The organism is Corynebacterium sp. HMSC11D10, from assembly GCF_001806995.1.
Lineage (GTDB): Bacteria > Actinomycetota > Actinomycetes > Mycobacteriales > Mycobacteriaceae > Corynebacterium > Corynebacterium coyleae.
The window spans coordinates 158,994-180,306 of sequence record NZ_KV787039.1 but is presented as its reverse complement, the minus strand read 5'-3'; the positions used below and the strand labels follow the sequence as shown (position 1 = coordinate 180,306).

The window sequence follows — 21,313 nt, the reverse complement described above, 5'->3', positions numbered from 1 at the left end:
CCACAGCACACACAGCGAAGAGGTGCGGGCACACCGCCCGCACCTCAAGGGTCTAACGCTCAATGCGCGCAATCGCCGCGGCGACTCGCTCACGCGTACGGGACTCAACCCGCATCACATCAAACACATCGCTCGGGACTGCGGCGAACTCGTCGGCCTCGTCCAGGACCTCCCCGATAATGTCCACGATCTCCGGGAACTTAATGCGACCCGCGAAGAACGCCTCTACCGCTGCTTCGTTAGCAGCGTTGTAAATAGCCGGGTACGGATCACCCTTCTTGGCCACCTCACGGGCCAGACACACAGCAGGGAACACCTCGTTGTCCAGCGGCTCAAACTCCCACGAGAATGCCTGCGAGAAATCCAACGGCTCCTGCACATCCGGCACACGGTTCGGCCAATCCAGCGCGTGCGCGATAGGCAGCTTCATCGACGGCGGCGAAGCCTGTGCAAGCGTTGCACCGTCCGTAAACGTGACCAACGAGTGAATCACGGACTGCGGGTGAATCGTGACGTCGATCTTGTCCGGATCCATGTCGAACAACATGGCCGCCTCAATCAGCTCAAGGCCCTTGTTCACCAGAGTCGAAGAGTTAATGGTGTTCATCGTTCCCATCGACCAGGTCGGGTGTACCACGGCTTCTTCCGTGGTCACCTCCATGAGACCCTCGCGCCCCCAGCCACGGAACGGACCACCCGATGCGGTAAGAACAAGGCGAGCGATTTCGCTACGGCGAGTGCCGCGCATGCACTGCGCCATTGCCGAGTGCTCCGAATCAACCGGAACAATCTGACCCGGCTTTGCAGCGTCGAGCACGATACGGCCACCCGCTACAAGCGATTCTTTGTTAGCCAACGCAAGTGTCGCATCCGAGCGCAGCGCAGCCATGGTTGCCGGCAGGCCCGAGGCACCAACGAGTGCGTTGAGCACCACGTCAGCTTCCTGCGATTCAACGAGCGCAGCAGCGGAGTTCTCGCCAGTGATCACGTAACCGCCAAGCGCACGGGAGACTTCCTTCGCACCCTCAATATTGCGCACGGCAATCTGGTCGGCGCTCAGGCCAAACTCCTGCGCCTGCTCAATAGCAGCCTTAGGATTGGCGCCACCAATGGCAATCCCGACAATGTTGAACTTGTCGCGGTTTTCGCGGATCACCTCCACAGCCTGTGAGCCAATGGAACCGGTCGAACCTAAAATTACAACGTTTCGCACGCAACCATTGTGACACGTTTTGATTCATTTCGGCACTTGAACTGGATTAAACCCCCGAGGTGGTGCGAAAGTTTGAACACATTGGGGGCTATTGTCACCTTTTTCGCGCTCTGTGTGCGATGATGGGCAGCGATAGTTTCATCATTTCCAGGTGATCGTGTTTGCGATCGATCCCGTGTTAACAAGGAGCGTTGCAGTGGCCCACGCAAAGGAAAGCGCACCCCAGGTGTACAACGGTGTATCCGAGGCTGACGTCCCGTCCGCCAAATTTGGTTGGAGTGCGCTGAGCGACCGCGCCATCCAGCTGGCAGGTTGGATTTCCGTCGCGTTCCTCGTCGCCTACAACTTTGGCAACCACCAGGGCCACGTTGAGACCATTTGGCTCATCGCACTGGCCGTCCTCATTGCTCTCGCCCTGATCCTTCTGGCTACCAAGCCGAAGCTCAACCAGGTGCGTACCGTGACGTCACACAACAAGCCGGTCGGCTACGTGGAGCGTGACTGGACCTACGACCAGGCCACCCTCTCCGGCGATGTCTACGAGTCGCTGACCGATAGCCAGCTGCGCGCCCTCAACATCGAGCCGAGCCGTGTTGCACACCTGCGCAACGCCGCACCGGCACAGGCACGCGAAAACGTAGAGGTCATCGAGGTCGAATCCAAGACCGGCAAGCACGCCCTCTAAAATCTTTTCGACGAAATACCGCCGCACCTTCCAACGAAGGTGCGGCGGTATTTTCATGCCGTCTGCCTGAGCGGACTAGCCAGTTTTTTCGTCGGCTGCCAACTGCCCGCAGGCAGCCGCGATCTCCTGGCCCTTGGTGTCGCGCACCGTGCAAGGCACGCCTTGGGCGATCACACGGCGGACGAACTCGTCCTGCCGATCCTTCGGCGACGCATCCCACTTCGATCCCGGTGTCGGGTTGAGCGGAATGAGATTGACGTGCACCAGCGAACCCAACGCGCTGTGAAGCTTCTTGCCCAACATGTCAGCGCGGAAGTTCTGATCGTTCATGTCGCGAATCAAGGCGTACTCAATGGAGACACGTCGCCCCGTCTGGTCCGCGTAATAGCGGGCCGCATCAAGCACTTCGGCTACTTCGAAGCGGTTGTTGATCGGGACCAACTCGTCGCGCAATTCATCGTCCGGTGTGTGCAGACTCACTGCGAGTGTGCAGGACAGCCCTTCATCCGCGAGCATACGAATCTGCGGTGCAAGTCCGACAGTGGATACCGTCACGTTGCGCTGGGAGATGCCAAAGCCAGCAGGCGACGGCTGCGTAATCTGGCGAACAGCAGAGACCACACGCTTGTAGTTAGCAAGCGGCTCCCCCATCCCCATAAACACAATGTTGGATAGGCGGGAGCCTTCTGCCTCCATCATTGCGGCCGCAGCGCGCACCTGGTCCACGATCTCCGCGGTGGACAGGTTACGGTCCAGGCCACCCTGACCGGTCGCACAGAACGGGCATGCCATGCCGCAGCCAGCTTGCGAGGAGATGCACAACGTCGCGCGACCTGGGTAACGCATCAGCACCGATTCCAACAAGATGCCATCGTGCAGGCGCCACAGCGTCTTCGTGGTATCACCGTTGTCAGTCTCCACGGTGCGCACGGGAGTCAACAACGTGGGAAAAAGTGCGTCCTTGACAAGCTGACGCTGGTTCTCGGGCAGATCCGTCATCGTTAGCGGATCCGCCTCAAACTTGCCGTAATAGTGACGCGCGATCTGATCAGCACGGAACTTCGGCAGCCCGAGTTCCTTCAACGCGTCGATTCGCTCCTGTGCCGACAAATCAGCGAAGTGCTTCGGCGGCATGCCACGCTTTGGGGCGAGCAGTTTGATCTCGGGAAAATCACTCATAGTGCGCCCCATCTTTGCATGTCGCACGAATGTTTTCGAATTACTAGGTCTGTGCTTAGGCGCTCATAAGCGTGATGGTCGTGAGCAGGATGTAGGTCGCCGCTGCTGCGGGAAGCATCCCGTCAAGTCGATCCATGATGCCACCATGCCCTGGCAGCAGGTTGGACATGTCTTTGATGCCCAGTTCACGCTTGAACTGGCTTTCCACCAAATCTCCCATCGTTGCGCAAATCACTAAAGCGATGCCGAGCACAACGCCCATCCACCACGGGCCGTGAATGAGCAGCGTGACCACTAAGATGCCGGTGATGCTTCCGGCAACGATCGACCCAGCGAAGCCCTCCCAGGACTTGTTCGGGCTAATTGCCGGCGCCATCGGGTGCGAGCCAAACATCACGCCTGCAGCGAAACCACCCACATCGCTGGCAACAACGCACAGCATGAACGCCACAATGTAGGCGGAACCATCCACCCCACCTTGGCTAATCAAGGAAATCATTGCGGCGAACGTGCCAAACAGCGGAATCCACGCAAGCACGAACAGACTCACTGCCGTGTCGCGCAGGTAGTTCTCTGGTCGCTTGTTCCTGCCCTGGTGGAACATCCCCCAGAACATGACAACTAGAACGGTGAAGGCAAAACCCGCCACGAGCCCTGTAGTGCCATACGGCACGGAGGACCACAGCATGAGTTGGGCCATGATGATCAGCAGTGTGCGCGGCTGCTGGTAACCAGCTTCCCGCAGCCGGGTCATCACCTCCCACATCGCTCCTGCTACAGCGACGGCGACAAGTGGGTACCAGGCTTTGGGCCCCACCCATACGGCGGCAATGACAATCGCGCCGAGCACAACACCGGTCGTAATGGCGGTCGGCAGATCACGCCCCGGGTTGTTCTTCGGCTTCGGCGCATGCACCGGCCAGCGGCTCGGCGTGGCGCGCTCCTCCTGATCAGCAGCAGGCACGCTAGACCTCCAGCAGTTCGGCTTCCTTACGCTGAACGATCTCATCGACCTGAGCAACGTAGGACTGGGTGGTCTTGTCCAGCGCCTTCTCGGCGGTTACGACCTCATCCTCACCAGCGTCGCCGTCTTTCTGAATCTTCTTCAGCGCTTCCATGCCCTGGCGACGGATATTACGGATGGCAATCTTGCCGTCCTCGCCCTTCTGCTTCGCCTGCTTGACCAGGTCACGGCGGCGTTCCTCGGTGAGCTGCGGGATAGACACACGGATGACCTGGCCGTCATCCGTCGGGTTCACACCGAGATCAGAGTTACGGATCGCGTTCTCGATCTCACCCATGGTGGACATGTCGTACGGCTTGATCAGCAGCATGCGCGGCTCCGGCACGGAAATCGTCGCCATCTGGTTAATCGGCGTCGGTGCACCGTAGAAGTCAGCCATCACACCGTTGAACATCGCCGGGTTCGCACGTCCGGTACGGATCGTGGCCAACTCGTCACGAGCGTGCTCAACAGAGGCGGTCATGCGCTCTTCGGCATCCAGCAATACGTCATCAATCATGGGGAAAACCCTACCTTTTCTCTATTCGGCGTCCCTACTAACCTACCAGCGCGACTGGCACCTACACTGGCGCCATGCTGCATCCCGCGTTCACGTTGCCCCCAAGCACACACACGCGGCCGCGCCCAAACGTTGGACGTCTGGCTGGTTGGCAGATTCCGGTCAAAGACGGCACCGACGTTGCTGGCATGACCACTACCCACGGCAGCCCGGCACGCGCCTACACCGCAACAGCAACCGATCCGTTTATCTCCAATCTTTTGGCGCAGGGCGTCGCCATCCACGGCAAGACGCTGACCTCGGAGCTGGGCGCGACCTGCTACGCAGAGCGCCCTGACGTTCCCGTGCTCGAGTCGCCGGCCTACCCCGGCTGCACCCCAGGTGGCTCTTCTACTGGCGCCGCAGTTGTGGTGGCCGACGGCACCGTTCGCGCCGCACACGGCACCGATGCCGGCGGATCCATACGCGTGCCAGCTGCAGCGTGCGAGATCGTCGGCTTCAAACCCGCAAGCAAAGGTATCGCCGCACATGGGTTTCTCACCCAAGACGTCGCGGATCAATTCACGTTGTGGGGTTGGCACCGCCGCATCAAAGGAAAGCAGCACCGAATCGGTGTGCTTACCGACGGTATCTTCGCGCGGCCGGATGTGGAGGATCGGCGAGGTGCGCTCGTCGAAAAGCTTGCGAGTGCTCTCGACTTTGAAGTGGTGCAGCTCAAGCCGTATCGCGAATCGCTGGAAACCTACGCCCACTTCACGACCACAATCACCGCGAGTTTCAACCTGACGGATCCGCTCGACAGCGAATACATCGGCTGGCTCGTCGAGCAATCCCACAAGCTGACCAACAGCGACCTTGACGCCGCCGAGCAACACCGCCGGGATTTGCCTCACCTCATCGCCTCCCAATGGGACGTCGATGTAGTGCTCTCCCCCACGCTCGCATTCGCACCACCCCGGATCGGCTATTTCCCCTCTCTCACGCCAGAAGCGAGCTTCCACGCGCAAACCGAATGGTCACCGTGGTGCTCGCTGTACAACATGCTCGGCACCCCTGCGATTGCACTCGGCGGGGTGCACCTTGGCAGCCTTACGCTCACCGGGCCGGAACTGCTCACGGTGGCACAGCATATTGAGACGCTGTTAGGCGACTAGCGTACCTACCTGCTCGCCACCAACCGCGCGGGCGATGTTTCCTTCCTTGAGCAGGTTAAACACCAGGATCGGCATGTTGTTGTCCATACAGAGACTAAATGCGGTGGCATCCGCAACCTTGAGGCCAAGTTCAATGACCTCGCGAGGAGAAATCTCGGAGTAGAGCTTCGCATCGGGGTTCTCGCGCGGGTCGGAGTCGTAGACACCGTCCACACCCTTAGCCATGAGCAGCACCTCGCAGCCGATCTCCAGCGCACGCTGCGCGGCCGTGGTGTCCGTGGAGAAATACGGCATACCCATACCCGCACCGAAGATGACCACGCGGCCCTTCTCCAGGTGGCGTGCTGCACGCAGTGGCAGGTACGGCTCTGCAATCTGCGCCATGTTGATCGAAGTTTGGACGCGGCAATCGATGCCCATCTGCTGCAAGAAGTCCTGCAGCGCAAGGCAGTTCATGACAGTGCCGAGCATGCCCATGTAGTCCGAGCGCGCACGGTCCATGCCGCGCTGCTGCAGCTGAGCGCCGCGGAAGAAGTTGCCGCCACCGATCACGACAGCGACCTCGGTGCCGGAGCGCGCGACATCTGCGATCTGGCGGGCGACGGACTCGACTACGTCGGGGTCGATGCCAACCTTGCCGCCGCCGAACATCTCACCCCCCAGCTTCAGCATGACTCGCTTGAAACCTGTGCGGTTGGGGTTGAGGTCAGTCACCGAAAACGCTCCTTTGCGCGGATCAGCCAATTGCAAAATGTTCGGAACCGATCTTAGCCACGCAACGCGTTGAGTTCAGAACTGCTTGCTTAACGACGACAACCCCGCCCCACCCGTCCCCCTAATCGGGACAGACAGTACGGGGTTGCACCGCGTGTGAGGCTATGAAACCTCTCGCCTGGCTTATGCCTGGCCGACCTCGAAGCGGACGAAGTCGGTGATCTCGATGCCGTTCTCGTCAGCGAACTGCTTCACGGTCTTCTTGGAGTCAGCCAGCGACGGCTGGTCGAGCAGGACAACGTCCTTGAAGAAGCCACCCATGCGGCCCTCGACAATCTTCTCGATGGCAGCTTCCGGCTTGCCCTCGTTGCGGGTGATCTCTTCCTGAACCGCACGCTCCTTCTCAACAACGTCGGCCGGGACAGCCTCCTTGTTGAGGTAACGAGCCTTCATAGCAGCGATCTGCAGAGCCACCTGGTGTGCAGCCTCAGCGTTGTCACCGTTGTAGGCAACGAGTACGCCAACTGCCGGCGGAAGGTCAGCAGCCTTCTGGTGCAGGTACTTGGCAATGTTGTCGCCTTCGATGGTGGCAGCGCGACGCAGCTCGAGCTTCTCGCCGATCTTTGCGGAGAGGCGCTCCAGCACCTCGTGTGCGGTCTCACCGTTGACGTCGGCCTTTGCCAGCTCCTCCTGGGAGTTCGCCTTCACTGCAGCAGCAGCCTCAGCGATCTGGCTGGCGATGTCCTTGAACTCCTGGTTCTTCGCCACGAAGTCGGTCTCGGAGTTGATCTCCACGATGGTGTTGCCGGAAACAGCAACGAGGCCCTCGAGGGCGTTGCGCTCAGCGCGCTTGCCCACGTCCTTCGCACCCTTGATGCGGAGGTTCTCAACGGCCTTGTCGAAGTCGCCGTCGGTTTCCTCGAGTGCCTTCTTGCAGTCGAGCATGCCGGAGCCGGTGATCTCGCGGAGCTTCTTGACGTCAGCAGCAGTGTAGTTCGCCATATTGGGCGATCCTCCTCGTGAAAGTTTTACGTAAAGGTATTCAACCGTTTCAAGCGTAGCCGACGATCTGGCCGGCGGCATGACTTGCCACGTGTGGAAAATACGAACACCCCGGTCCGCCGCGTCCCGGCCGGTAATCGGCGGACGTGAGCGGAACGCGGGGTGTGCGTGAATCCTGGCCGAAGCCAGGCGGCTTACGCCTGGGTTGCGGACTTGCAGTGTCCTTGAGACTTAGGCGTCCTTGCCCTCAGCCTGCTCAGCAGCGCGGACGGCTGCCGGCTGCTCGACCTCTGCAACTTCCTGCGGAGCAGCGGTCTCTGCAGCAACAGCGGCCTTAGCGGCATCGGCTGCGGAAACCTCGTCGGAAGCAGCGGCCTGTGCAGCAGCCTCGGCTGCCTCAGCCTGACGCTTCGCGTCGGTGTCGCCTGCAGCGTCACGTGCAGCTGCGAGCTGACGCTCTTCGCGCTGCTGCTTACCAGCGATGACAGCCTCGCCCACGACGTGGGTGAGCAGCTTGACAGCGCCGATGGCGTCGTCGTTGCCCGGGATCGGGAAATCGACAACATCCGGGTCGCAGTTCGTGTCCAGAACAGCGACGACCGGGATGCGGAGCTTCTGCGCCTCGTTGACGGCGATGTGCTCCTTGTTGGTGTCCACGATCCAGAGAGCAGACGGAGCCTTGGTCATCTCGGAGATGCCACCCAGGACACGCTCGAGCTTCACGCGCTCGCGGGTCAGCATGAGGATTTCCTTCTTGCCGCGACCTGCGTAGCCGTCCTCGGCTGCGTCCATCGCCTGAAGTTCCTTCATGCGACCGATACGCTTGGATACGGTCTGGAAGTTGGTGAGCATGCCACCCAGCCAGCGGTGCGTGACGTACGGCATGCCGACGCGCTGCGCCTCTTCCTGGATCGGCTCCTGTGCCTGCTTCTTGGTGCCGACGAACAGGGTGGTGCCGCCGTGTGCGACGGTTTCCTTGACAAACTCGTATGCCTCATCGATGTAGGTCAGCGTCTGCTGCAGGTCGATGATGTAGATGCCGTTGCGCTCCGTGAAGATGAAGCGACGCATCTTCGGGTTCCAGCGACGCGTCTGGTGACCAAAGTGGACACCTGCGTCGAGGAGTTCACGCATGGTTACAACTGCCATGGGAATGTCTCCTTCGGAGAAAGTAGTTCGGTTACTTGTAAGTCTCACGTGCGGGTTTTTATCCCTCACCCTGGCACCGTGCCTGCCCCGCACCCCTGTGAGAGGGACCGTTGCTGAGCAGCCATTGTTCGGCGCGCGTAGTCAATCTATGCAGCGCTCTACGGTGCTGCACAAACTGCCCCGGCAACCTTACCCGTATGAGCCCTAAAAACCTAAACTCATCTGCAACGTTGTGGATAACTTCCCCTGGAGTCACACTAACCACTCCCGTTATCCACAGATTTTGCGCAGACCCTGTTTTTTTCCACGCCGCAATGGTCCTTTGAGAGCATGCATTGCCTATCGACGACGCCACGCACCACCACAGCCACCATCCTGCTCGGAGCCCTACTGTGGTGCTCCCCCGCCACCGCCCTTGCCTGGGTCGATCCCGCGGCAGGCACACCGTATCCCCGCGCGGTATCCCGTCCTGCGTCAATCCCGGAGGAAAATTGGAAGCCTGGCCACCGTGGCGTGGATCTGCCTTTGAAGCTCAACGCGCCTGTGCTCGCTGCGGGCGACGGGGTTGTGGCGTTCGTCGGCACTGTCGCGGGCACTCCTGTGATCTCGATTGACCACCCAGGGGGCATTCGCACGACCTACCAGCCAGTGCGCTCAGACCTCAAGGCTGGTGACAACGTTACGGAAGGCCACATCATTGGCAGACTTGCGCGCGCCACAAGCCACTTTGCTGGCGAACACGACGGACTGCACTGGGGTGCGCTTACAGGACCTGACAAGTACATCGATCCGCTCACACTGCTGGAGCCACCGAGAATACGACTTAAGCCCGTGGATGCGCCTGGTCGTAGACGTTTTTGAGCCGCTGCGCCGAGACGTGCGTGTAGATTTGCGTGGTTTGCAGGCTTGAGTGCCCAAGCATTTCCTGCACAACACGCAGATCCGCTCCGCCTTCGAGCATGTGCGTCGCGGCCGTGTGGCGAAGGGTGTGCGGACTGATGTCGCTGACACCGGCACGTTGCCCGGCGCGCTCGACAACGCGGCGCACTTGGCGTTGGTCGATGCGCCCGCCACGGGATCCGACGAATACCGCATCCTCTGCTTTGCCATTGGCCAGTTCGGAGCGCCCGAACTCGAGCCACTCGTTGAGCGCCAGTGTTGCTTCGCGCCCGAACGGGACGACGCGTTGTTTGTTGCCTTTGCCGGTCACGCGGGCAAGCCCGCGCGCCAGGTCAATGTCGGCGAGGTTGAGACCGGTGAGTTCGCCAACACGCATGCCGGTGGCGTAGAGCAGCTCGAGTATGGCTCGGTCACGGAGGTGTTCGGCGGGGTGGGCGTCGTCGGCGGTATCCGCCTCGACGAGTTCTGTGGCACGCTCCCCGCGTACGACGTTGGGCAGCGCGCGATTCACTTTTGGTGCTTTGAGGCGGGCTGCTGCGTCGTGGTCGATGTAGCCCTGGCGGTACGCCCAGGTAGAGAATGCGCGCGCGGCTGCGGTACGGCGCGCAAGGGTGGCTCGGCTGCGCCCGGCGGTCAGTGCGTCGGCCAGCCAGGTGCGAAGCGCCTCCAGGGTGAACGCGTCGAAGGTGTCTGCGTAGCCGGCGAGTGTCGCCAGGTCGGAGACATACCCCTTCACTGTGTTTGGGGAGCGCCCGAGCACAAGCGAGGCGTAGTCGGCGAAATCGCCGACGCCCGCTTGCACTTGCCCTACGCTTTCACTCATGTCGCAGGAGTTTACTCGCTAACCGATATTCACTTGGTTATTCACTCGGTGCGGGACCATTCCTTCCGCTCGCGCTGCACCACTCCCCGTTTAGCGAGATCCATCAGGATATGCACCGCCAGTCCGATGGAAAGGCCAGCGTCTGCCGCGATCTCTTCAGCCGTTCGCGATCCTTCGCCTGCTCGTGGCAGTGCGTCATAAATGCGCAGTTCGTTGTGGCTGAGTTGCTGCGTCAATGTCGGCGGGTACTTCATTTCCATCTGCTCGCCCGCATCGAAATCCCCCGTATGCGCGATGTGCTCGTGAATCTGGTCGGCGTTGAGCACCATCGCCGCCCGCTTGTTCTGAATGGCGAGGTTCGTGCCGAGCGACTCCGTTGCAGTAATGGGGCCCGGCACTGCCATCGTTTGTTTATTCATTGCATTGGCCCACTTCAGCGTGTTTAACGCACCTGAGCGAAACGCCGCTTCCACCAGCAGGGTGCCCTGGGTCAGCCCTGCTACGAGACGGTTACGGGTGAGGAACCTGTGCCGGTCCGGGGTCGTGCCGGGTGGGTACTCGGTGACAATGGCTCCCCCGGCGCGCACAACCCGATCGAAGAGTGGCTCGTTGCTCAGCGGGTAGACGTACCCCGGCCCGCAGGCGGCGACCACCACAGTTGGCGCTCCACAGTCGAGGGCCGCCTGGTGTGCGATCGTGTCGATGCCCAGTGCACCACCAGAGACGATCGTGTACTGGTGTTTTGCCAAACCCCGCACAAGGTCATCGGTAGCGTGACGTCCATACTGCGTTGCTGTTCGTGTACCGACAACGCCGACCGACTGTGCAAGTAACTTCGCAAGGTCTGCTTCACCTTTTACCCACAGCGCGTGTGGTGCAACCGCTTCTTCGTTCAGCGAACGTTTTCGATCATCGTCCGGATACTCACAGTGGAACGTGGGCTTGATGTTCTCTCCAGGCCAGCCTGGCGAATCGGGAGTCAGCAACGTATACCCAGCGGCCTGGGCACGAGCGAGATCCTGCGCAGGTTGGTCCCAGGTATAGCGGTTTTGCGTCTGCGGTCCTAGGGCCCCGATCCAGCTTGCACGCGTGCGCACACCGTGGGCAATCTCGTCCGCGCTTCGCCCGTTGGCAATGAACTCCTGAATGTGGATCGAGGGCCCCTCGACAACACGGCTGAGATACGCCCAGGATTCTGGCGAACTTACATTCCTCATGCCGCCACCTCCTCTGGTGCGGTGCGCATATCGACGGCGCGAGCCACATGGTCGATATCCGGTTGCGCCACGCCTTCCAGATCCGCAAGCGTCCACGCCACCTTCAGGCTCCGATCCACGCCACGCTGCGTGATACTTCCGGTGCGCAGCAGCGAGGACAGGTAGGCCATCGCTGCTTCGTCCGCGGGAAATTGCTTGCGGATCAAAGTTGGGGCAACGCGAGCGTTGACGGACTCGTCGATACCAGCCTGCGACCAGCGCTCTTGGGCACGCTCGCGCGCCTGCATGACACGCTCGGCGATGACTGCCGACGACTCCGCGTCACCCGGGGTAACCACCGTGGAATCCGCTGAGGTCTGGATGAACACATCCAGCCGGTCGAGCAACGGGCCGGAAACGTTGGATAAGTGCCGGGCCCGCTCAGCCACCCGACACGTGCAATTGCCGTTGACCCGCTGGCACGCACACGGGTTCGCAGCCAGAACGATTTGCGTATCAGCCGGGTAGACAACTTCCCGACGCGAGCGCGTCAGGCGCACCTCACGCTTTTCTAGCGGGATCCGAAGCGCGTCGAGAACGTGCGCAGAAATCTCCGAGGCTTCGTCGAGGAACAGCACCCCATGGTGAGCCTGGCTGACCACCCCGGGGCGAGGCACTCCTGAACCGCCGCCGATGAGCGCCGCCCTGGTCAACGACGGATGTGGGGCGATAAACGGCCGGTTGGACACAATGCCGCCACTGGAAATTCCCGCAGCCGAGTGCAGCGCCGTGACTTCCACCATCTCCTCGATGTTCAGCGGCGGCAAGATAGAAGGCAGCCGCTCTGCCAGCATCGACTTGCCGGAGCCAGGCGGGCCGATCATCATCACGTGGTGCCCACCGGCTGCGGCGACCTCGAGGGCCTCGCGCTCCACAGTCATTCCGGCGATGTCACTGAAGTCCGCGACCGCTGCAGCGTGTTGGACCTCCGGCTCGCCGACGGTATCCAGCGTTGTCTCCCCGATGAGCCACTGCCACACCTGCGCCAGCGAATCTGCCATAAGGATGTTCTTCATGCCGAGCAGTGAGGCTTCTGCGGCGTTCTCTCGTGGAACGACGACGATGTCGGGTCCAGTGGTGGAGTCGTCGTGAAGCATTGCAATCAGCATCGGCAACACGCCGTCCACTCGGCGCAACGAACCATCCAACGCCAGCTCTCCGAGCAGCATTGTGCTCTCTAGTCTGCGCTGCACCCGCGGATCCAAACTGCCCAAGACGGCAGCTGCAATCGGTAAGTCGAAGTGCGAGCCCGTCTTCGGCAAATGCGCCGGCGACAACGACACCATGATCTTCGTACGTGGCCAAGGAAGCTGCGAGTTGGAGATCGCAGTGCGAATCCGGTCGCGCGACTCTTTCACCGCAGCATCGCCCAACCCCACCATGTGGATCCCCGGAAGACCCGGGCCGACGTTGGCCTCCACAGTGACAAGCCGAGCCGTGATGCCCTCAACTGTTGCGCTGATCGTGCTAGCAAGCGGCATCTTCCACCCCCAAGTAACGACGAAGGACGAAATCATCGCCATCGGTGACGCACTCCACGACGTCGAAACGGATAGCGCGAACCCCCAACGCAGGATGCTCTCGCATCCACTGCGCAGCGCAACGACGCATCGTGCGCAACTTCTTCGCAGTGACCGCCTCCGCAGCACCGAACGCGCCACCCCTGCGCGACTTCACCTCGACGAACACAATCGTGCCGTCTTCGTCTTCAACGACTGCGTCAATCTCCCCCGCAGCAACGCGTTCTCGCTGACCAAGGACGGTATACCCTTGCTCCGCGTACCAGCGAGCCGCAGCACGTTCCCCCAACACGCCCAACTCCTGTTGGGCCGCATACCTGGCGTGCATACATTCCCCCTTATTGTCTTTTAGGACCAAAACATCTGGTGCCTATTAGACGGGCAAATGCACGCCCCGGTTCCCTACTCCGGGAATGTCAGCTCAGGTTTATCCAACTCTTCAATGTTGACATCCTTGTAGGTGATCACACGCACGTAACGCACAAAGCGCACCGCACGGTACATGTCCCACACCCACGCATCCGACATGAGGACCTCGTAGTAGACGTCGCCACCCTCCGTGTGCGGAATCAGCTTCACCGCATTAGCCAGGTAGAAGCGGCGGTCCGTCTCCACAACGTAGGAGAACTGGCTCGCCACGTCGCGGTACTCGCGGTACAGGGACAGCTCAACTTCTGCCTCGTAGTTGTCAAGATCCTCGGCGCTCATACATGACCCCTTAGCTCAGTGTGAAACCTGTCAGCGTCCCTGACGTTCGCATAACTATAACGATGTTCCGGGCTCGCCCCGTGGCGGCGCACCGCGTCCATATGCACCTTTGTTGAATAGCCCTTGTGGCCCTCCAACCCGTACTGCGGATAGTCCCGAGCCATCTCCACAACGAGCCTGTCGCGGCTCACCTTTGCCAGCACACTCGCCGCAGCGATACAACGCGCGGTGTAGTCACCGCCGACAACTGGCAGTTGCGGTGCGCGAAGCCCCGGCACACGAAACGCGTCCACGAGCACGTAACCCGGATCGACATCCAAGCCTGCGACGGCGCGCCGGGCCCCATCCAGGTTGGCGTGTTGGATCCCGCGCCGATCAATCTCTGCCGCAGGGATATGAATGACGTGGTAGGAGACGGCGGCGTTGCGGATTTCGTCGAAAAGCAACTCGCGCTTTTTCGCCGAGAGTTTCTTCGAATCCGTCAACCCCTCAAGCGCAGCAATCGGCTTGATGGGCAAGACGCACGCAGCGATGGTCACAGGGCCGAAGCACGCGCCCCGACCAGCCTCATCGACCCCCGCCACCGGCCCCAGCCCGGCCTTGTCCAACGCGACCTCGTAGGTGCGTAACTGCTTAAGACGGCGCACTACCCTACTGCTGAATGTCCGGGTCCGACACACCCTGAAGGCGGTTCAGCGGGAAGACAACCGCCTGCACCTTGCCGCGGATATTCTCCTCCGGAATAGTTCCCTGGAACTGATCCCCCAAGTGGTAGCGAGAGTCCAGCGAGTTGGTGCGGTTATCGCCCATCATGAAGTAGTGGCCTTCCGGCACCGTCACCGGGCCGAAGTACGGACCACCACACGCATCCGATCCGGTCTCCTCATCCACCGGGTAGAAGTTCGGCTGCAAGATGTACGACTGATCGATCGGCTTACCATCAACCATGACCGCCGGGTCGCCCGCCTGACACGAGACAGTCTGTCCGCCGGTAGCGATGATGCGCTTGACCAACGTGTTTTCATCCTTGGGCACCAAACCAACCCAGGAACCCACCTCCTGCAACCCACGAATCGCAGGGTTCGAAGAACGGTTGGAGGAAAAACCCGTGTTCCACGAATCCGTACCGGCGAACACGATGACATCACCCGGCTCAGGGTCCGAGAAGTAATAGCTGACCTTCTCCACAAAAATGCGGTCGCCCGAACCGTCCTCGCCGTGCAGCGTTGGCTCCATCGACGCCGACGGAATGACATACAGCCGGCCGATAAACGTTTGCAGCACGAACATGATCACCAACGTGAGCACAACTACCACCGGGATCTCGACGTACCAGGGAAGGTTCTGCTTCTCGTCGCTGCAGTCAGCGCCATTTGCAGCGCCGTTTGCAGCGCCGTTTGCAGGGCGGTCTGCAGCGTTCACCTCATACGATGCATCCTCGGCAGCGTACGGGTTGTGCGGCTTAGGGGTCTGGGGCTGCCCGTTGGCGGGCACATTCGCGTTGGTCACGCCGGATAGGTTAGCACCGCACCCCGACACCCTGAGAACGCAACGTGCCCCGCCCGAGAAACTCGGACGGGGCACGTGGTGCGGCTAAAACTAGCGACGCTCCTTAATACGAGCAGCCTTACCGCGCAGATCGCGCATGTAGTACAGCTTCGCACGACGGACGTCACCCTTGCGGACGACCTCAATCTTCTCCAGGTTCGGGGAGTGCACCGGGAAGGTACGCTCAACGCCGATGCCGAAGGAAACCTTGCGGACGGTGAAGGTCTCGCGGATACCGCTGCCCTGGCGACGCACAACGAAGCCAGTGAACACCTGAGTACGGGTCACAGAACCCTCGATAACCTTAACGTGAACGTCGAGGGTATCGCCCGGGCGGAAGTCCGGGATATCGTCACGGAGCTGGCCTGCGTCAACCAGATCAATAATGCCGTTGCTCATGAAAGCAATCCTTTTCGTTTTCGGACAGAGGACCCTGGCGGCACTTCCCTAATCAGGGCGCTCGGCCGGTTCGTGTCGATTACAACAACCTGCAGCATTCTACATACTGCCCGGCCACTTCCCAAATCCGGCACGCTTGAGCGCGTCCGCCATCGAGCCAGATGCTTGACGACGATCACCGCCCCGGTTCTGGTTTCGCCCCTGGCGCTGCTTCTGACCGCCACGGTTCTGGCCACGGTTCTGGCCACTGCGCTGTTTCTGGCTGTTGGGCTGGCCGGGCTGGCCGGGCTCGTCGTCAAGCCGCAGGCTCAACCCGATGCGGTTGCGAGCGACATCCACATCCATCACCTTGACCTTGACTACTTCGCCGGAGCGCACCACCTCGTGAGGGTCGGAAACAAACTTGTGGCTCATCGCGGAGACGTGAACCAGACCATCCTGGTGCACACCCACATCCACGAACGCGCCAAAAGCCGCAACATTGGTCACGGTTCCCTCGAGGATCATGCCGGGCTTGAGATCCTTGACCTCGTTGACGCCTTCCTTGAACTCCGCAGTTTTAAACTCAGGGCGCGGGTCGCGCCCCGGCTTGTCCAGCTCGGCGAGAATGTCGGTCACGGTAGGCACACCGAAGGTGTCGTCAGCGAAATCCGCCGGCTTGAGTTTGGTGAGTACCGCCGTGTTGCCAATGAGTTGCTCGGTGTTCAGACCCGTCGCCTGGGCGACGCGCTCCACCACCGGGTAAGCCTCCGGGTGTACCGCTGAGCCATCGAGCGGGTTCTTCCCGCCCTGGATACGCAGGAAGCCAGCGGCCTGCTCGAATGCCTTCGGCCCCAGACGCGGAACCTTGCCCAACTCCTTGCGGGTAGCAAAACTGCCGTGCTCGTCGCGGTACGCCACGATGTTCTTCGCCACCGTGCCGGACAGACCAGCGACACGCTCAAGCAGTGGTGCCGAAGCCGTGTTGACGTCCACGCCAACTGAGTTCACCGCATCCTCCACCACAGCGTCCAACGTTTGTGCGAGCGCCGTCTGATTCACGTCGTGCTGGTACTGGCCCACGCCGATCGACTTCGGGTCAACCTTGACCAGTTCCGCCAACGGGTCCTGCAGGCGGCGCGCAATGGACACTGCGGAGCGCAGCGAGACATCCATGTCTGGGAACTCTTCGGCTGCGATCGGGCTTGCCGAATAGACCGACGCGCCTGATTCGGACACAACCACCGGAGTCGGGCGCTTGCCGCCAGCCTGTGCGATGAGGTCCGCTACCTCGCCGGCGAGCTTTTCCGATTCGCGCGAAGCGGTGCCGTTGCCAATAGCGATGAGCTCGACTCCGTGCTGGGCAGCCAGCGACGCTAACTCGGCGCGCGACGCGTCCCAACGGTTCTGCGGCTGGTGCGGGTAGACGATTGTCGTGGCCAGCACCTTGCCGGTGCCGTCCACAACCGCGCACTTCACGCCGTTGCGATAGCCCGGGTCAAGCGCGAGCGTTACGCGCTGACCTGCGGGGGCGGCGAGCAGCACGTCGCGCAGGTTGGTCTTGAACACCTGCAGCGCGCCCTCCTCGGCCTTTTCCTTCAACCGCATGCGGGTATCCAGGTTGGCCGACACCTGCAGTTTCGTGCGCCAACCCCACTGCACCGCCTTGGCCAACCACGCGGAATCCTTCACCGGCAGATCAAAACGATCCGCGATCATGCCCTCAAAGACGGCCTCGTCTCCCGGGTCGAGGTTGAGCGTGAGCACGCCCTCGTTCTCACCACGCAGCAACGCCAGAATGCGGTGGCTGGGCAGTTTGTCGAACGGCTCCGAGAAATCGAAGTAGTCCGCGAACTTCGCACCTTCCTGTTCTTTGCCCTCAACGACCGAGGAGCGCATGGTGCCCTGCTCGTACACGCGGTCACGCACCGCACCGACCAGGTCGGCGTCAGTGGCGAACCGGTCCACCAGAATCGCGCGGGCACCGTCGAGTGCAGCCTTCGTGTCCGGGAATCCTTCGGAGAGGTACCTCTCGGCGAGGGTCTCGGGGGTGGCGGTGGGGTCGTCGATAAGCAACTGCGTCAAATCCTCAAGACCCGCCTCGCGGGCGATATCCGCCTTAGTCTTGCGACGCTTCTTGTAGGGCAAGTACAGGTCCTCAACGCGCGCCTTCGTATCGGCTGCGAGAATCTCGCGTTTGAGATCGTCGGTAAGTTTGCCCTGCTCCTCAATACTTTCGAGCACCGCGGTCTTGCGCTCAGCGAGCTCGACGAGGTAGATGTTGCGCTCCTCAATGTGGCGCAACTGCCCGTCGTCGAGCCCACCGGTGGCTTCCTTGCGGTAGCGGGAAATGAACGGCACGGTGTTGCCCTCGGCGAGCAGTTTCAGCGCCTGCTCGACCTGAGATTCCCGAATGTTGAGTTCGTTCGCGATGGTGACTGCGATTGATGTCATTCGGGCGATCTTAGTCGCGCCGTTGTTGTGCCAGCTTTACAGCAGCACCTGCGCCAGAATCGAGCCCACCACGCACGAAGTGAACACCGAGATCGCACCCGGAATCAGGAACGAGTGGTTGATCACGAACTTGCCAATTCGGGTGGTACCGGTGCGGTCGAAGCCGATGCAAGCCAGGTCGGACGGGTAGGTGGGCAGGATCCAGTAGCCATACGCCGCGCCGTAGAAGCCGACAATGACCTTCGGGTCGATGCCCAAGGCAAGCCCGATCGGGGCGATGGCGACCAGCGCCGCAGCCTGGGAGTTCACCAACTTGGACACAATCAGCAACACGATGGCGTACGCCCACGGGGCAGCTTCCACAACAGAACCGAGGCTGGATTCGAGCTGGTCGATGTGCGCCGCGAAGAACGTATCCGCCATCCAGGCCACGCCAAACACGGAGAACACCGCGGTCATGCCCGCCTTAAATACCGGTGTCGAGGCGATCTTCTTGTGATCCACCTTGCAGAACAGCAAGATGATCGCACCGGCAAAGAGCATCACCATCTGGATGGCGAGGTTCATGGACAGCGGTTTCATGCCACCATCGCCGTCGTCGAACGCGGGACGCAGGCCCTCAAACGCGCCGAGAACAACCACGAACGCGATCGCGGCAAGGAAGACCCATACCGCGTTGCGGGCGGACTTTGGAAAGACTTCGTCCAGAAGCGAGTGGCTGGACTTGTTGATGGACTCCGCAAACGCCGGGTCCTGCATGCGCTCCTGGAATACCGGATCCTTGTCCAGGTCCTTGCCGCGACGCAGCGACCACAGCGCGGCCAAGATCACGCCGGAAAGCGAAGCCGGAATGGCAACCATAAGAATCTGCGGGATCGAGTACGCCTTATCGATCACTCCGGCGTTCTCCGCCAAAATCGACGCGAGCGACACGGTGGCAACCGACACCGGCGAGGCAGTAATACCCATCTGCGCAGAAGTGGAAGCCACCGCCATAGGACGCTCTGGGCGAATCCCTTTCTTCACCGCAATGTCCTCGATAATCGGGAACATGGTGTACACCACGTGGCCGGTACCGCACAGCACGGTGAGGAACCATGTGGTCACCGGAGCCAGCAGGGTGATCCGTTCGGGGTGGGCGCGAAGGAGCTTCTCGGCTTGCTGCATCATCACCTCCAATCCGCGCGATTGTTGGAGGGTCGCCGCACAGCCGATGACTGCGATGATGGTGAGCATAACGCCCACCGGTGGTTCGCCCGGCTCCAGACCGAAGACGAAGACCATGAGCATAAGGCCGATGCCAGAGATCAGACCGAGCCCAAGGCCCCCGTACCGCGTGCCGAGCAGAAGAGCGCCAAGAATAACGGCGATTTGAAGGACAATTGCGAGCCCCGAGGTGGGGTCGAGCACTGACGCGAGCATGGGTGTCCTTTCGTTTTGCAACGCGTGTAACACACCAAACATTACGCGATCAATGATCAGATCTTTAAATTATTCCAAGGTGATTTCTACCACCTCAGCAGGCATTACCCTGCCGTGTACCCGCTCCACTGCGTGCCCTTCGGCAACGCATCCGCAACCGCTTGCGTCGCATCCTCCAGCGACAGCGCGGTTCGCCCTTTTACAGTTAGCGTCGTTTCGTTCCGCTCGATCGTCTCCGCGCGGTAGCCTGCCTGTTTCAGCGCCCGTCGCAGTTGCTTTGCGACGACCCGCTGTCCGCCCACCTCGAACACCGACACAACCTCACGCGAATCCAGCATGAACCGGTCCTCTTCACTGAGCTCCACCTGTTCGAGCAATTCGGGCCTGACGGCACGGGTGCGTTTCAGCGACTGCTCACGGCGCCACGCTTCAACCTTCTTGTGGTCGCCAGAGGTAAGCACCTCCGGAGCCTCGATCCCCCGCCATACTCGTGGTTTTGTATAACTCGGGCCCTCAAGCAACCCATCCGAGAAGCTGTCCTCCTCGTGGCTTTCAGTGTTGCCAAGCACTCCGGGGATCAACCGGGTGACTGCCTCCGCGATGACCAGTACGGCGACCTCGCCACCAATGAGTACATAGTCACCAATGGACACCTCACGCACCCGGTAGCGCTGCTTCGCATCCTCGAAGACACGCTGGTCGATTCCCTCGTAGCGCCCGCAAGCGAACACAATGTGTTCCTCGCGCGACCAGGCACGGGCATCCGCCTGCGTAAATGGTTTACCTGCCGGAGTGGGAACGAGCAACAGCGGCTTTGAGGCGTCATCGCCTGCCACTGGGGATTCGTAAGGGCGTGGTGCAACGTTTGCGACATCGTCGTGACGCAACTTGTCATTCCGGTGCTTGGCCGCCGAGTCCAGCTCCGTGCCTGTGCGTCCCGCAGCGATATCGTCGAGCGCCGGCCCCCACACTTCCGGCTTCATCACCATGCCAGGACCACCGCCCAGAGGGGGCGCGTCTACCGACTTGTGGTTACCCGTCGCCCAATCACGCAGGTCATGCACACCGACGTTGAGGATTCCCTGCTCAATCGCCTTGCCCAGCAGCGCGTGGCGCAGCGGGTCCAAGTACTCGGGAAAAATAGTGACGACATCAAGGCGAAGCGCTGGCTTCGGGTTAGACATCAAGTAGTCCCTCCGGCGGCGTAATCACCAGGTAGCCATCAGCGAGGTCAATATCCGGCACAAACTCCATCACGAAGGGCACGAGGACTTCCTTGCCGTGATAGTCGATCTCCAGAATCTTGCGATTCGGCGCATCCATCACGCCAGTAACAGCGCCAACTTCATCGCCGTCATGGCGGACCTTCAACCCGATGAGTTCGTGGTTGTAGTACTCGTCGGAATCCTCGTCGCGCTCCAGAGGTTCTGCAAAAAACTTCATGCCCCGCAGACTGTCCGCAGCGGTGCGGTCTGGCACCTCCTCAAAACTGACGAGGAGGCGCTTCTGATGAGGCCGAACCGTCTTCACAGTCAAGTGCTGTTCCTTGCCGGCCTGGCGGCCGGTGAGCACCTCGCCGACAACAATGTGGTCTTCAGACTCGTCGGCGAGGAGCTCGACTGCTACCTCACCCTTCACGCCGTGCGACTTCACGACGCGGCCAATATTGAGCTCCATAATCGGCT

General features: G+C 61.0%; 22 protein-coding genes. 3 read left to right on the top strand and 19 right to left on the bottom strand.

The genetic code is table 11. The features are described 5' to 3' along the window. Nucleotides 1-52 precede the first annotated feature (52 nt). Entirely contained in the window at nucleotides 53-1,213 is a 1,161-nt protein-coding gene (dxr, locus tag HMPREF3120_RS04135; protein ID WP_070450992.1) for a 1-deoxy-D-xylulose-5-phosphate reductoisomerase, read from the bottom strand. A 196-nt stretch (nucleotides 1,214-1,409) separates the two neighbouring features. Between dxr and HMPREF3120_RS04130 the strand changes: the two genes are divergently transcribed. Then, nucleotides 1,410-1,898, top strand: a complete 489-nt coding sequence (locus HMPREF3120_RS04130; RefSeq protein ID WP_083279402.1) for a DUF2631 domain-containing protein — start codon at nucleotides 1,410-1,412, stop codon at nucleotides 1,896-1,898. 75 nt (nucleotides 1,899-1,973) lie between these two features. Here the strand turns inward: HMPREF3120_RS04130 and rlmN are convergent, their stop codons facing one another. From rlmN to frr, 3 genes are read right to left on the bottom strand one after another with little or no spacing between them, the layout of a single operon-like run. Then, nucleotides 1,974-3,077 carry a dual-specificity RNA methyltransferase RlmN gene (gene rlmN / locus HMPREF3120_RS04125; RefSeq protein WP_070450991.1) on the bottom strand — a complete coding sequence of 368 codons (1,104 nt, stop codon included), beginning with the start codon at nucleotides 3,075-3,077 and terminating at the stop codon, nucleotides 1,974-1,976. A gap of 55 nt (nucleotides 3,078-3,132) precedes the next feature. Continuing rightward, a complete protein-coding gene (locus HMPREF3120_RS04120; protein WP_070422267.1) occupies nucleotides 3,133-4,041 on the bottom strand; it encodes a phosphatidate cytidylyltransferase in 909 nt (302 codons plus the stop codon). 1 nt (nucleotide 4,042) lies between these two features. Then, nucleotides 4,043-4,600 (bottom strand): ribosome recycling factor, encoded by a 558-nt coding sequence (gene frr / locus HMPREF3120_RS04115; RefSeq protein WP_070422266.1) that lies wholly within the window; start codon nucleotides 4,598-4,600, stop codon nucleotides 4,043-4,045. A gap of 74 nt (nucleotides 4,601-4,674) precedes the next feature. Here frr and HMPREF3120_RS04110 point away from each other — a divergent pair, with 74 nt between their 5' ends. After that, nucleotides 4,675-5,754: an amidase family protein gene (locus HMPREF3120_RS04110; RefSeq protein ID WP_141739364.1), complete on the top strand. Its 1,080-nt coding sequence runs from the start codon at nucleotides 4,675-4,677 to the stop codon at nucleotides 5,752-5,754. Here the strand turns inward: HMPREF3120_RS04110 and pyrH are convergent. The 3 genes from pyrH to rpsB form a co-directional block, all read right to left on the bottom strand. Next, nucleotides 5,743-6,426 (bottom strand): UMP kinase, encoded by a 684-nt coding sequence (gene pyrH / locus HMPREF3120_RS04105; protein WP_070422390.1) that lies wholly within the window; start codon nucleotides 6,424-6,426, stop codon nucleotides 5,743-5,745. The two genes, HMPREF3120_RS04110 and pyrH, sit on opposite strands and share 12 nt — an antisense overlap. 225 nt (nucleotides 6,427-6,651) lie before the next feature. Continuing rightward, on the bottom strand, nucleotides 6,652-7,470 hold the full coding sequence (tsf, locus tag HMPREF3120_RS04100) for a translation elongation factor Ts (RefSeq protein ID WP_070450990.1): 819 nt from the start codon (nucleotides 7,468-7,470) through the stop codon (nucleotides 6,652-6,654). A gap of 231 nt (nucleotides 7,471-7,701) precedes the next feature. After that, entirely contained in the window at nucleotides 7,702-8,619 is a 918-nt protein-coding gene (gene rpsB, locus HMPREF3120_RS04095) for a 30S ribosomal protein S2 (protein WP_070450989.1), read from the bottom strand. 330 nt (nucleotides 8,620-8,949) lie between these two features. Between rpsB and HMPREF3120_RS04090 the strand changes: the two genes are divergently transcribed. Next, entirely contained in the window at nucleotides 8,950-9,480 is a 531-nt protein-coding gene (locus HMPREF3120_RS04090) for a M23 family metallopeptidase (RefSeq protein WP_083279399.1), read from the top strand. On the opposite strand, the gene HMPREF3120_RS04085 is transcribed toward HMPREF3120_RS04090, so the two are convergent. From HMPREF3120_RS04085 to rimM, 12 genes are all read right to left on the bottom strand, one after another. Next, nucleotides 9,443-10,342, bottom strand: coding sequence for a tyrosine recombinase XerC (locus tag HMPREF3120_RS04085; protein ID WP_070450988.1), 900 nt, complete (start codon nucleotides 10,340-10,342; stop codon nucleotides 9,443-9,445). The genes HMPREF3120_RS04090 and HMPREF3120_RS04085 overlap by 38 nt on opposite strands. A gap of 41 nt (nucleotides 10,343-10,383) precedes the next feature. Beyond that, the gene (locus tag HMPREF3120_RS04080) at nucleotides 10,384-11,559 is read right to left on the bottom strand and encodes a DNA-processing protein DprA (RefSeq protein ID WP_070450986.1); all 1,176 of its coding nucleotides are present in this window, start codon (nucleotides 11,557-11,559) and stop codon (nucleotides 10,384-10,386) included. Continuing rightward, nucleotides 11,556-13,079: a YifB family Mg chelatase-like AAA ATPase gene (locus tag HMPREF3120_RS04075; RefSeq protein ID WP_070450985.1), complete on the bottom strand. Its 1,524-nt coding sequence runs from the start codon at nucleotides 13,077-13,079 to the stop codon at nucleotides 11,556-11,558. The genes HMPREF3120_RS04080 and HMPREF3120_RS04075 overlap by 4 nt, the downstream gene beginning before the upstream one ends. Next, nucleotides 13,066-13,446 (bottom strand): YraN family protein, encoded by a 381-nt coding sequence (locus HMPREF3120_RS04070; protein WP_070422259.1) that lies wholly within the window; start codon nucleotides 13,444-13,446, stop codon nucleotides 13,066-13,068. Before HMPREF3120_RS04070 ends, HMPREF3120_RS04075 begins: the two co-directional genes overlap by 14 nt. A 74-nt stretch (nucleotides 13,447-13,520) precedes the next feature. Beyond that, nucleotides 13,521-13,826, bottom strand: a complete 306-nt coding sequence (locus HMPREF3120_RS04065; RefSeq protein ID WP_070422258.1) for a DUF2469 domain-containing protein — start codon at nucleotides 13,824-13,826, stop codon at nucleotides 13,521-13,523. Further along, a complete protein-coding gene (locus tag HMPREF3120_RS04060) occupies nucleotides 13,823-14,473 on the bottom strand; it encodes a ribonuclease HII (protein ID WP_070450984.1) in 651 nt (216 codons plus the stop codon). The genes HMPREF3120_RS04065 and HMPREF3120_RS04060 overlap by 4 nt, the downstream gene beginning before the upstream one ends. 4 nt (nucleotides 14,474-14,477) lie before the next feature. Further along, nucleotides 14,478-15,248: a signal peptidase I gene (gene lepB / locus HMPREF3120_RS04055; RefSeq protein WP_070451062.1), complete on the bottom strand. Its 771-nt coding sequence runs from the start codon at nucleotides 15,246-15,248 to the stop codon at nucleotides 14,478-14,480. A 177-nt stretch (nucleotides 15,249-15,425) separates the two neighbouring features. Then, nucleotides 15,426-15,773 carry a 50S ribosomal protein L19 gene (gene rplS / locus HMPREF3120_RS04050; protein WP_070422256.1) on the bottom strand — a complete coding sequence of 116 codons (348 nt, stop codon included), beginning with the start codon at nucleotides 15,771-15,773 and terminating at the stop codon, nucleotides 15,426-15,428. 99 nt (nucleotides 15,774-15,872) lie between these two features. Beyond that, entirely contained in the window at nucleotides 15,873-18,206 is a 2,334-nt protein-coding gene (locus tag HMPREF3120_RS04045) for a Tex family protein (protein WP_070450983.1), read from the bottom strand. Nucleotides 18,207-18,242: 36 nt separating this feature from the next. Next, a complete protein-coding gene (locus tag HMPREF3120_RS04040) occupies nucleotides 18,243-19,628 on the bottom strand; it encodes an anaerobic C4-dicarboxylate transporter (protein ID WP_070450982.1) in 1,386 nt (461 codons plus the stop codon). A 104-nt stretch (nucleotides 19,629-19,732) separates the two neighbouring features. Then, entirely contained in the window at nucleotides 19,733-20,812 is a 1,080-nt protein-coding gene (trmD, locus tag HMPREF3120_RS04035; protein ID WP_070422253.1) for a tRNA (guanosine(37)-N1)-methyltransferase TrmD, read from the bottom strand. Then, entirely contained in the window at nucleotides 20,805-21,305 is a 501-nt protein-coding gene (gene rimM / locus HMPREF3120_RS04030; RefSeq protein ID WP_070450978.1) for a ribosome maturation factor RimM, read from the bottom strand. Before rimM ends, trmD begins: the two co-directional genes overlap by 8 nt. Nucleotides 21,306-21,313 lie beyond the last annotated feature (8 nt).